This is a genomic window from Sphingomonas sp. SORGH_AS_0789 (assembly GCF_031453055.1).
GTDB lineage: Bacteria > Pseudomonadota > Alphaproteobacteria > Sphingomonadales > Sphingomonadaceae > Sphingomonas.
Genome location: NZ_JAVIYV010000001.1, coordinates 773,019 through 785,146, shown reverse-complemented (window position 1 = coordinate 785,146; position 12,128 = coordinate 773,019). Strand labels below are relative to the sequence as shown.

General features: G+C 67.0%; 8 protein-coding genes. 4 read left to right on the top strand and 4 right to left on the bottom strand.

Annotated features, from left to right (window positions below; genetic code table 11):
- Positions 1-179 precede the first annotated feature (179 nt).
- Complete coding sequence (locus QE360_RS03610) at positions 180-839, top strand: HPP family protein (RefSeq protein ID WP_309692441.1); 660 nt, start codon at positions 180-182, stop codon at positions 837-839.
- 65 nt (positions 840-904) lie between these two features.
- Here the strand turns inward: QE360_RS03610 and QE360_RS03605 are convergent, their stop codons facing one another.
- The gene (locus tag QE360_RS03605; RefSeq protein WP_309699358.1) at positions 905-3,223 is read right to left on the bottom strand and encodes a TonB-dependent receptor domain-containing protein; all 2,319 of its coding nucleotides are present in this window, start codon (positions 3,221-3,223) and stop codon (positions 905-907) included.
- A 519-nt stretch (positions 3,224-3,742) separates the two neighbouring features.
- Here QE360_RS03605 and QE360_RS03600 point away from each other — a divergent pair.
- Complete coding sequence (locus QE360_RS03600) at positions 3,743-4,387, top strand: DUF47 family protein (RefSeq protein WP_309699356.1); 645 nt, start codon at positions 3,743-3,745, stop codon at positions 4,385-4,387.
- Positions 4,388-4,397: 10 nt separating this feature from the next.
- Positions 4,398-5,411: an inorganic phosphate transporter gene (locus QE360_RS03595; RefSeq protein ID WP_307102701.1), complete on the top strand. Its 1,014-nt coding sequence runs from the start codon at positions 4,398-4,400 to the stop codon at positions 5,409-5,411.
- A gap of 415 nt (positions 5,412-5,826) precedes the next feature.
- Here the strand turns inward: QE360_RS03595 and QE360_RS03590 are convergent, their stop codons facing one another.
- The 3 genes from QE360_RS03590 to QE360_RS03580 are packed head-to-tail and all read right to left on the bottom strand — an operon-like array spanning position 5,827 to position 11,713.
- Complete coding sequence (locus QE360_RS03590) at positions 5,827-7,260, bottom strand: efflux transporter outer membrane subunit (protein WP_307102704.1); 1,434 nt, start codon at positions 7,258-7,260, stop codon at positions 5,827-5,829.
- A complete protein-coding gene (locus QE360_RS03585) occupies positions 7,257-10,451 on the bottom strand; it encodes a CusA/CzcA family heavy metal efflux RND transporter (RefSeq protein ID WP_309699354.1) in 3,195 nt (1,064 codons plus the stop codon). Before QE360_RS03585 ends, QE360_RS03590 begins: the two co-directional genes overlap by 4 nt.
- Positions 10,451-11,713 carry an efflux RND transporter periplasmic adaptor subunit gene (locus QE360_RS03580; RefSeq protein ID WP_309699352.1) on the bottom strand — a complete coding sequence of 421 codons (1,263 nt, stop codon included), beginning with the start codon at positions 11,711-11,713 and terminating at the stop codon, positions 10,451-10,453. Before QE360_RS03580 ends, QE360_RS03585 begins: the two co-directional genes overlap by 1 nt.
- A gap of 257 nt (positions 11,714-11,970) precedes the next feature.
- Here QE360_RS03580 and QE360_RS03575 point away from each other — a divergent pair, with 257 nt between their 5' ends.
- Positions 11,971-12,126, top strand: a complete 156-nt coding sequence (locus QE360_RS03575) for a hypothetical protein (RefSeq protein ID WP_307102708.1) — start codon at positions 11,971-11,973, stop codon at positions 12,124-12,126.
- Positions 12,127-12,128: the final 2 nt, after the last annotated feature.

The following is a 12,128-nucleotide window of genomic DNA, read 5'->3' as shown; positions in this document are numbered from 1 at the left end:
CCCTGTCCAGGGGAGAGGGGAAGAAGACGCAATCGTGAATGTCGATCCCCCTAGGCGGCGGGCCTTGCGCCAAGTTCCGCTGGTATCGCGGCAAGTTATTGGCGGTGGCCGACGGACAGGCTCTTGGCTAGGTCCGATCGCCATTCCACGCCTTTCCATCCTGAGCGACCAGAGCCTCCATGCGTTTCTTCCAACCCCTGCTGGCCGGCGCCACCCTGTCCGGCCGTCTGCTCGCCTGTATCGGGGCGGTCATCGGCATCGCGCTGACCATTATCGTCTGTGGCGGGTTGCCCCCGCTGGGCCCTGACCTGCCGATCATCGTCGCGCCGCTGGGGGCGTCCGCCGTGCTGGTCTTCGCCGTCCCCGCCAGCCCGCTCGCGCAGCCCTGGTCGGTGGTCGGGGGCAATGTCCTGTCCACGCTGGTCGGAGTGGCGATGTTCCATGCGATCCCTTCGCTGCCGCTGGCGGCGGGATGCGCGGTGGGTGGGGCGATCCTGGTCATGTCGCTGGCCCGGTGCCTGCACCCGCCGGGCGGCGCGGCGGCGCTGACCGCGGTGATCGGCAGCCAGGGAATCCATGCGGCGGGCTTTTCCTTCGCCTTCGCGCCGGTGGCGATCAACTCGATCGCGCTGGTGGCGCTGGGCATGTTCTTCCACCGCGCGACGGGGCGCAGCTATCCGCACGAACCGGGCGTGACCCCGCCCGCGCCCGCCGCCGTGATCCGGCCGGAGGATGTCGAGGCGGCGCTGGCGGACATGCATGAGAGCTTCGACATCGCGCGCGAGGATCTCGACATGCTGCTCGCCCATGCCGAGCGCCATGCGCGGGCGAGGACATAGCCCAACGAAAAAGGCCCGCCCCTCGCATGGAGGGACGGGCCTTTCGCGTCATCCGGTCGTGCCGATCAGCGATACTTGCCGCTGAACGAGATGCCGATGATGCGCGGTTCGTTGAACACGGCCGCCATATAGTTCTCGATCACGCCCTTGAGGTTCTTCTCGTTCGTGATGTTGCGGGCGAAGACCGACAGGCTCCAGTCGTCGTTCGGCGCCGAATAGCCGATGCTCAGGCCGCCCTCGAAATTGCCGTTCGAGGTGAACTCCTTGGTCCGGTACAGGACGAAGTTGGTGTAGCCCTGAAGATTCCAGTCGGTCGAGATGAACGCCTTGCCGCCATCGGACAGCGGCAGGTCGTACTTGGCCGCCAGGTTGACGTTATATTCCGGCGCGTTGGGCAGCGGGTTGCCGTTGATCGGCACGAAGAATGCGTTCGCCCCGAAGATGCGGCGCGTCGTCACCGGGCCGTTCAGCACGGTGCAGACCATCACGCCGTTCAGGCCGCAGGTCTGGACGCTGACATTGCGGTCGCGGATTTCCGAATGCAGCAGGCTGACACCCGCCGACAGCGCCAGGTTGCGCACCGGCAGCCACTGGGCATCGGCTTCCAGACCGTAGGCGACGGCCTTGTCGGCATTCAGGAGCACGCCGTTGCCGTCCGAGTCGTTGCCGTTCAGCTGGATGTTCTTCACGCGGTACGCGAAGGCGGCGGCGTTCAGGCGCAGCGTGTTGTCGAACAGCTTCGACTTGAAGCCGGTCTCGAACGACAGGTTCGTCTCCGAACCGGCGGTCGAGAAGTCCGAGTTGAACACCGCCGAGCGACCCTGGATGGTCGGACCGCGGAAGCCCTGCGCCGCGCGGACATAGACGTTCAGGTTCGGATTGACCTCATAGAGCGCCGACAGGTCCCAGCTGGGCTGGGTGTCCGACAGACGCACGTCGCGACGACCACGATAGGTCGAGACGCCGGCGGCGCTGTCGGCGGTGCGCAGCAGCCGGGTCCGCTTGGTATCCTCGCTGATCCGGCCCCCGGCGGTCAGGGTCAGGCGGTCGGTCGCCTGATAGCTGACCTGCCCGAACACGCCCCAGCTGGTGTTGACGTCGTGCAGGCGGACCCAGTTGTTCGGGTTCGCCCCGATCAGGAACGCGCGCTGGTAGAAGTCGGTGATGTCGCGGCTGTCGAAATAGATGCCGCCGACCTGCCACTTGAACGGCCCGCTGCCGGTCGAGGCGAGGCGGACTTCCTGCGTCCACTGGTCGAGCCCGCGGACCTGGCCCATGCTCAGGCCATAGCCATTGGCCACGCCGTTGACCGGGAAGTTGGCCGCCGCGCCGCCATCGGTGTCGCCCTTGCTGAAACCGGCCGTGGTCTCATAGGCGGTGATCGAGGTCAGCTCGGCCGCGCCCAGGTCCCAGGCGGCGCGCAGCGAGGTGCCTTGCGTGTCATAGGACTGCGGATTGCCGCGCCCTTCGTCATAGGCCACCCGGTCGCGCGGTTCGGCCGAGACGTCGCGCGAACCCTTCTTGATCGCGCCGCGATGGAACAGGGTCGAGGTGCCGTCATACCAGCGGGCATGGCCCGACAGGTTGAACGACAGCGTGTCGGTCGGCGTGAAGAGCAGCTGGAGCCGGACGTCGCGCTCGGTGAAGCCGCCCATCGCGTCCTTCTTCGGCGTCAGCGTGCCGTCGGCGCTGGGACCCGAATAGACATTGTCGACCCAATCGTCGCGGTGCTGCACCAGCGCCGACAGGCGGAAGGCCAGCACGTCGCGGATCAGGGGGCCGCCGACACCGGCGTCCATGCTGATCGTGTTGTAGCTGCCGATCGAGGCGGTCGCGCGGCTCTGGAAGCTCTGCGTCGGCTTGATCGTGTCGAACTTGATGATGCCCGCGGTCGTGTTGCGACCGAACAGCGAGCCCTGCGGCCCGCGCAGCACCTCGACCTGGTCGACGTCGAACACCGGGTTCGACTTCAGCACGACATGTTCCAGCACCACATCGTCCTGGATGATCGACACCGGCTGCGACGCGCCGAGATAGAAGTCGATATTGCCCAGGCCGCGAATGTAGAAGCGCGGGAAGATGCGGCCGGTGGTGGTTTCGGCATACAGGCCGGGCACCCGGCCCGACAGCGCCAGAATATCCTCGCCGCCCTGCTGGAAGGCGCGCAGGTTCGAACCGCTGACCACGCCCACCGACACGGGCACGCGGTTCAGATTCTCCGAGCGACGCTCGGCGGTGACGGTGATTTCGCCCAGCCCCTGTTCGGGGCCATTGTCGGCCGGGGTGGCCGCCGCCTGATCGGCGGTCTGGGCAAAGGCGGGCACGGCCGCCAGCGTTCCCCACGCCGCGCCCAGCAGCGCCACGGTCTTGATTACGGATTTCATGTCGTTCCCCACGCTCGGCGGATCGGTCGATGCCGTCCGCCCGATTGATTTTCTCCCGGTACGCCGAGCGGTTAAAAGTGCATTATGGCGCTTACGTGACAGGACTGATGCGCAAAAAGCACAGCGGGACATGAAAAATTCATGACGACATGGCGCGACCGTCATGCGAGGTTGTGCCCCGGCCAGACTGCGTCCTGCCCGCCGTTGCGGGGGCGGAACGGAATGGCCGGGAGGCAGCCATGACAGGGCGGAGCGGCGGAAATGCAGGGGGAACACAGGCCATGGCGGTCCACGAAACCTCGCCAGTCGCCCACCGGCAAAGGGGCCGGAATCCCGTTTCTGTCACATTGCTGTAACAGTGTTTTGCTTGACGCGGGGCGTTCGGCTGGTCAGGGGGGCGGCGTTCGTGCAAGCTTCGATCCCAGGGTCCATTTCGACGGTCCGGCGTTCCGCCGTGGCCCGCAAAGCCATGGGTGCTGAACACGCACGCTATCGGATCACTATCGGGGTTACCGACTGATGTTCGCCTGGTTCCAACGCCTCCTGCCGAAGACGGGGAATTTCTTCGAGCTGTTCGAGGCGCAAGCCGCCACCATCCTGGCGGGGGCCGAAGCCACCGTCCGGCTGTTCGATACGCAGGGCAATACCGCCCACGAGATCGCCGCCGTCGCCGCGCGCGAGCATGAGGCCGACGCGATCACGCGCGATGTGCTGACCTCGGTCCGCTCGACCTTCCTGACGCCGTTCGACCGCGCCTCGATCACCTCGCTGATCGGTTCGCTGGACGATACGATCGACGAGATGCACGCCGCCGCCACCGCGATCGGCCTGTACCGTGTGACCAGCTTCGCGCCCGAGATGCGCGAAATGGCGGCGGTCGCGGTCGAGGCGGCCAAGCTGACCGTCGAGGCGATGCCGCTGATGCGCGACGTCGCGCGCAACGGCGACCGCCTGCATGCGCTGACCGAAGAGCTGGTCCGGCTGGAAGGGCGTGCCGACGAGATCCATGCGGCGGGCCTGAAGCGCACGCTGGACGAATGCGGCGAGCGCGACACGCTGCGCTTCGTGATCGAGAAGGAAGTGTACAAGCATCTGGAGCGCATCCTCGACGCGTTCGAGGATGTCGCCGACGAGATCGACGGCATCGTCATCGATCACGCCTGAGGCGTCGGAGATGCACGAACTCGCCTTTCCGTTGCTGGTCGGCCTGATCCTGGTCGCGCTGGCGTTCGATTATCTCAACGGGCTGCACGATGCGGCCAATTCGATCGCGACGGTGGTGGCGACCCGGCTGCTGCCGCCGGTCGCGGCGGTGGGCTTTGCCGCCTTCTTCAACTTCGCGGCCTATTTCCTGACCGTCGCCTTTCCCAGCCTGCACAAGGTGGCCGAGACGATCGGCAAGGGCCTGATCGACCAGAGCATCGTCACCCCCGCCGTCATCTTCGGCGCGCTGGGCGGAGCGATGGCCTGGAACGTCATCACCTGGCTGCGCGGCATCCCCTCGTCGAGCAGCCATGCGCTGGTCGGCGGGCTGGTCGGCGCGGGCGTGGCGCATGCGGGCATGGACGCGGTGAAGTGGGCGGGTCTGAACAAGACGCTGCTCGCCATCGTGCTGTCGCCGATGCTGGGCATGATGCTGGCCATGCTGGTCATGCTGGCGAGCAGCTGGGCCATGCGCCGGTCGAGCGCGGGACAGGCGGAGCGCAGCTTCCGCGCGATGCACCTGGTCTCCTCGGCGGCCTATTCGCTCAGCCACGGGCTGAACGACGCGCAGAAGACGATGGGGATCATCACCGTCCTCCTCTATTCGACCGGGCGGCTGTCCGGCCCGTTCGAGGTGCCGCACTGGGTCGCCATCTCCTGCTATGTCGCGATCGCGCTGGGCACGATGACCGGCGGCTGGCGGATCATCGAGACGATGGGCACCCGCATCACCAAGCTGTCGCAGCACCAGGGGTTCAGCGCCTCGACCGCGGGGTCGATCGTGATCTTCTGCGCTTCGGCGCTGGGCATTCCGGTGTCGACGACGCACACCATCACCGGCTCGATCATTGGCGCGGGCGTGGCCCGACGGGCCTCGGCGGTGCGCTGGGGCGTGGCGGGCAATGTCGTGATCGCCTGGATCATCACCATCCCCGCCTCGGCGGTGATGGGGGCGGGCTTCTACCTGCTGACCCGGTTGTTCTGACAAGGGGGAGGGCGAAGGTCCTCCCCTTTTTCGTTGGGCATCATCCTACTCTCCGTTCAGCCTGAGCGAAGTCGAAGGCCAAGGGAGTCGGTTCGCGCAGAGGACACCGAGAGCGCCTTCTCTAGAACGCCACCTCAACATCCTTCTGTTCCCTGGCGAAGGCCGGGGCCCAGTTGCGGCCCACCATCGACGGCGGGCCGCTCTTGCCTCCCACGCACCGACGCCGCGCATATAGTAACTGGTCCCCGGCCTTCGCCGGGGAACGGAGCAGCATTGAGGGGGGGCGTTATCCCAAAGAACGCGATCTCTGCGTCCTCCGCGCCTCTGCGCGAACCGAATCCCGTGGCCTTCGACTTCGCTCAGGCTGAACGGAGGTGAGTTGGGGGGCGGACTCCTTCATCCGCCCCCCAAACCTTCAAGATCCCGTGACCGGCCCCCCGGCGGCCTGGAACAGCGCGACCGAGTCGGTCATGCGCGCCGCCTTGGCCTGGATCAGCTGCGACCGGGCCTGCGCGTCGGTCGCGGTGGCGTTGAGCAACTGCAACGTCCCGACATCGCCCAGCGCCAGCTGCCGCCGTGCGAAGGTCAGCGCCTGGCCCGCCGCGTTGCTCGCCCGCTGTGCGGCGTCCAGCGCCTGCGCGTCGGTGGACAGGCCGGTCAGCGAGTCGGCGACATCGCCGAACGCCTGGAGCACCGCCTGACGATATTGCGCCTTGGCGCCCTCCAGCGCCGCCTCGGCCGCCTTTTGCTGGTGGCGCAGCGCATTGGCGTGGAACAGCGGCTGGGTGATCCCGCCGAGCAGCGCCCAAAAGGGATTGCCGCTCTTGAACATGTCGCCGAAATTCTGTGCCGAGCCGCCCGCATTGGCGGAAAGCTGGATGCTGGGCAGCCGCGCGGCGATGGCGGCGCCGACATCGGCCCCGGCACCTCGCAACTGGGCTTCGGCGGCCAGCACGTCGGGACGGCGATGCACCAGATCGGAGGGGACGATGGCGGGCAGCTCGGTCGGCAGCGTCAGCTGCGCCAGCTCGGGCAGCGGCGGCAGCGCCGAGCCCGCCGGGCGGCCGATCAGCGTCGCGATGATGGTGCGCTGCGCCGCCTCGGCACGGACCAGCGGGGGCAGCGCGCCCTCGGCGGTCGCCAGCGCGGCTTGCTGCGTCGACACGTCCGACGCGCCGACCGCGCCCAGCCGCTGTCGCTGTTGCAGCGCGCCCAATATGTCGCGATTGACCTGCACCGCCGTCTGCGCGGCGGCGACCTGTTCGGCCAAGCTCGCCCGCTCGATCAGCGCGGTGACGAGGTTGGCCGCCACTGTCATCCGCGCCGCGTCCAGCTGGTGCCGCTCGACCTCGGCGCGCGCGGCGGCGGAGCGGACTTGCGCCCGGTTCCCGCCGAACGCGTCGACATCATAGGACACGCTGACCTGCGCGGTGTGCAGCGTATAAAGCTGCTGGTTCTGGTCGGCGACCGCCGGCGACAGCGCGTTGGACACGCGGGTCCGCTGCGCCTGATAGTTCAGGCCCCCTTGCGGGAACAGCAGCGAGCCGCGCGTCGCCCGCGCCTGTTCCTGCGCCTGCTTCAGCGAGGCTTGCGCGACGGCCACGTCGTTATTGTGCGCCAGCGCCTCGGCGACCAGCGCATCGAGCTGGGCATTGCCGAAGGCGTGCCACCATTGGGGCGCGACAGTGGCGGACACCGTCTGCGCCGGGCCGGTCGCGGGTGCGATGACCGGCGCAGGCGCCAGCGGCGGCAGGCTGGCATGCGCGTCCAGGTCATGCGGTCCCACGGCGCAGCCCGAGATACTGGCCGAAACGCACGCCAGCAGCGGCAGGGTCAGGAAACGCTTCATGCCGGAACCCCAGAGTCGGAGATGGTGGTATCGTCCTGGTCGTCGACCATCGGATCATGCTTCTTCTTGCGCTGCGACAGCGGCAGGCGGGTCGAATAGCGGCTGATGAGCACCGGCAGGACCAGCAGGATCAGCACGGGGGCCAGCGTCATGCCGCCGACGACGACCAGCGCCAGCGGCTTCTGCACCTGGCTGCCGATCCCGTGCGACAGGGCGGCGGGCAGCAGGCCGATCGCGGCGACCAGACAGGTCATGACGACCGGGCGCAGGCTGTTCTTGACGGTGTTGGCCAGCGCATTCTCGCGCGGGGCGCCCTCGTCGATGGCGTTGTTGAAGGTGGTGACGACCAGGATGCCATCCATCACCGCGATGCCGAACAAGGCCACGAAGCCGATCGCCGCCGAGATGCTGAACGCCGTGCCGGTCAGGGCCAGCGCCAGCACACCGCCCACGATCGCCATCGGGATCGCGGAGAAGGCGAGCAGGCTGTCGCGCATCGATCCGAAGTTCGCATAGAGCAGCAGCAGGATGAGCACGAGGCTGATCGGGACCACGATCTCCAGCCGGGCGATCGCGTTCTTCAGATTGTCCAGCTCGCCCGCCCATTCCAGGTGATAGCCCGGCGGGAGGTGGACATTCTGGTTGATCCGCGCGCGCGCCTCCTCGACCGCACCGCCCAGATCGCGGCCACGCACCGAGAATTTGATCGGGACATAGCGTTCCTGATGCTCGCGATAGATGAACGAGGCGCCGCTGGTCAGCTTGACGTTGGCGACTTCGGACAGCGGCACCTGGATGGTCCCGTTGCCGTCGGGCGAAGGCGCGCCGATCGTAATGTTGCGCACCGATTCCAGCGAGTCGCGCTGGGCGGGCTTCAACCGCACGATGATCGGGAAGTGGCGGTCGGTGCCGGGTTCGTACAGGTCGGCGGGCGACTGGCCACCGATGGCGGCGGCCACCGTCTGGTTGATGTCGTCGGGCGTCAGGCCATAGCGCGCGGCCTTGGCGCGATCGACGTCGATCCGCACGGTCGGCTGGCCCAGAATCTCGAACACGCCGAGATCCTCGATGCCCTTCACCTTGGCCATCTGCGCCTTGATCTGGTTGGCCAGCTTTTCCAGCGTGACGAGGTCGGGGCCGAACAGCTTGATCGAATTAGCGCCCTTCACGCCCGAGGCGGCTTCCTCGACATTATCCTCGATGATCTGCGAGAAGGAGAAGTCGACGCCCGGATATTTCTTGGCGAGGCGGCTCGACAGTTCCTCGATCAGCTTTTCCTTGGTCATGCCGCTCGGCCAGCTGTCGAAGGGCTTGAGCGGCACGAAGAACTCGATGTTGAAGAAGCCGGTCGCATCGGTGCCGTCGTCCGGGCGGCCATGCGCGGACAGCACCGCCGTGGTCTCCGGATAGCTGGCGATGATCTTGCGCACCTCGTTGGTCACCTTCTCGCCCGCCTCGAGGCTGATCGAGGAGGGGAGGGTGGCGCGGATGTACATATTGCCTTCTTCGAGGTGCGGCAGGAACTCGATGCCCAGCGAGCGCACGCCGACGACCGCCAGGCCCATCATCAGCAGGCCGCCGCCGATCGTCACAATCTTGTTGCGCAGCGCAAAGGACGCGGCGGGTTCATAGACGGCACGCAGCTTGCCGACGATGAACGTCTCGGTCTCGGCCAGCTTGTCCGGCAGGAGCAGCGTCGAGAGGACGGGCGCGACGGTGAAGGTCGCGAGCAGGCCGCCGGTGATGGCATAGGCATAGGTCTTGGCCATCGGACCGAAGATATGCCCCTCCACGCCGGTCAGGGTGAACAGCGGCAGGAAGCTGGCGATGATGATCGCGGCGGCGAAGAAGATACCGCGGCTGACCTCCGACGAGGCGCCCAGCACCGCGCCGAAGCGGCTGGCCAGGGTATAGCGGCCCTGGCCATTCTCCACCGCGGTCGAGCGTTCGACCATGTGGCGGAAGATATTCTCGACCATGATGACGCAGGCATCGACGACAAGGCCGAAGTCGAGCGCACCCACCGACAGCAGGTTCGCACTCTCCCCCTGGAGCACCAGGATCAGGATCGCGAAGGCCAGCGCGAAGGGAATGGTGGCCGCCACGATGATCGCCGAGCGCAGATTGCCGAGGAACAGCCATTGCAGCGCGAAGATCAGCAGGATGCCGACCACCATGTTTTCCATGACGGTGTGGATGGTCAGGTTGATCAGGTCGGACCGGTCGTAGATCCGCTCCAGATGGACGCCGGGGGGCAGGATGCCGCTGTCGTTGATGTTGGCGACCTCGGCCTGCACGGCCTTGATCGTCGGCATCGACTGGGCACCGCGCTGCATCAGGACGATGCCCTGCACGATGTCGTCGTCGTTATTATACCCGGCGATGCCCATGCGCGGGGCGTTGCCGATCTTGACGGTGGCGACGTCCTTGACGAGCACGGGCTGGCCGCCCGCCTGGCCGACCAGGACGTTCTGGATCGCGTCGGGCGACTGGATCAGGCCGATGCCGCGCACGATCGCGGCCTGTTCGCCGAAGTTGATCGTCTGGCCGCCGACATTGCCGTCGCTCTTGGACAGCGCCGCCAGCACCTGCGACACGGTCACGCCGTGCGCGTTCAGCCGGTTCTGGTCGATCACCACGTCATAGGCGCGCAGCTTGCCGCCCCAGCCGGTGACGTCGATCACGCCCGGAATCCGCTTGAACCGGCGCTGGAGCACCCAGTCCTGCAACGTCTTCAGGTCCATCACCGAATAGCCCTTGGGCGCGGAGATGCGGTAGCGATAGATCTCGCCCACCGGCGAGGTCGGCGACAGCGTCGGCTGCGCGCCACCGGCCAGCGGCGGCAGCTGCGACAGGCGGTTGATGACCTGCTGGCGCGCCTGTTCGTTGGTATAGTCGTAGGTGAACTGGATCTTGATGTCCGACAGGCCGAACAGGCTGATCGCGCGGATCGCGGTCAGATGCGGGATGCCCGCCATCTGGACCTCGATCGGGATGGTGACGTTGCGCTCCATCTCCTCGGCCGACAACCCTTGCGTCTGGGTGATGACCTCGACCATCGGCGGGACGGGATCGGGATAGGCTTCGATGTTGAGGTTGATGAAACCGATGACGCCAGCGACGATCATCGCGAAGAACAGGCCGACGATCAGCAGTCGCTGACGCAGCGCAAAGTCGACGATGCGGTTCATTACTCGCCGATCCCCGCTTCGTTGACGAACAGCGCGCCCGAGGTGACGATCTTCTCGCCCGGCTTCAGACCCGACGTGATGGTGACGAGCCCGTTGGCCGAGTCGCCGGTCGTCACGTCGCGCGCGACCAGCAGGCCGTCGGGCCGCATGATCCAGACGCGGGCCGCGTCGCCTTCATGGATGACGGCGGCGGCGGGGACGCGGATCGCCTGACCCGCACCGCGATGCTGGATCGCGAAGCTGGCGAACATCTGCGGCTTCAGCGCCTTGTCGGGGTTGGGGATCGAGGCGCGCACCGGCAGGCGGTGGGTCTGCGGGTCGAGCGCGGCACCGACCAGGTCGATGGTGGCGTGGAAGACGCGGCCGGGGATGGCGGGGGTCGTCACCTCGACGGGATCGCCGACGCGGACATTCTCGGCATCGCTCTCGGCCACCTGCGCGACCAGCCAGACGCGCGAGGGGTCGGTGATCGTCATCACCGGCTTGTCGCCGCCCTGCGAGACATATTGCCCCGGCGCGACATCGCGCGAGGCGACGACGCCACTGATCGGGGCGTGCAGCGTGGTGATGTCGTGGATGCCCGCGACCTCGCCGACATTCTCCAGCCGGTTGATCTCGCCCTGCGACTTGCCGAGGATCGCCAGCTTGTCGCGCGCGGCACCCAGCGAGGCGGCGGCGGTGCGTGCGGTCGCCTGCGCGGCGGTCAGGTCGACCTTGGCCTGCTGATAATCCTTCAGCGCGCCGCCCGCGGTCTCATAGATTTGCTGCTGGCGGTCGGCATTGCGCTGCGCCGCGACCAGCTGCGCCTGCGCATTCTGATAGGCCGCGCGGGCCGAGAACAGCCCCGAGCGCGCATCGACGAAATCGCTGGTCTTGATCTGCAGCAGCGGCTGGCCCTGGCGTACCGCCTGGCCCGCTTCGGCCAGCACGCGCACGACCTGCCCCGCATAGGGCATCAGCACGGGGGTCGAGCGGGTCGCATCGACCGTGATCGCGCCCGTCGCCATGGTCTGGTCGCCCGACGCGCCCAGCCCGACGCGCACCGTCGGCATCGCCGCCAGCTGTTCCCTGGACAGGCGCAGCGTGCCCGGCGGCGGCGGGGCGGGGGGCGTTTCCTCCTTGTGGGTCAGCTTGCCGATCACCGTGATCAGGATCAGCGCACCCACCAGCACGGCGGCGGCGATCCCGATCCAGCGCCATTGCTGCGCGGAGGACAGGCGGCGGGTTTCGGGTAATGTCGCGTCGGCAGGATTGACGTGCATCGGAGTCTTTCGGCGCAAGGAACGGAATTGCTTCGGCCAATACGGGCAAGGCTCTGACGCTTTCCTTGCGGAAATCTTACGAGACGTTCATCTGTGCGGGCATTGCGGCATCGATGGCGATGCCGTTCTTGGCATCTTCCTCATCTATTCAAATGCTTGGTCATTGCGGACGCGTCATGAACAGCATGTCACCTGGCAGGGAACAAAAGTTTCGGTTCGTCGTTCGAATCGAACGGCTCAACTGAGGGAGGGTGAAGATGGCCAGCCATAGACCGCCACCGCGGATTTCGGACCTGCCGCGCGAGGAACGTCTGGATGCCTTGTATCGTCGCGCCGCCGACGATCGCGCGCGCTATATGGCGATGCGGGACCGCAAATCGGGCCTGTTCGACCGCCTGCTTCACCTGTTCTGAAA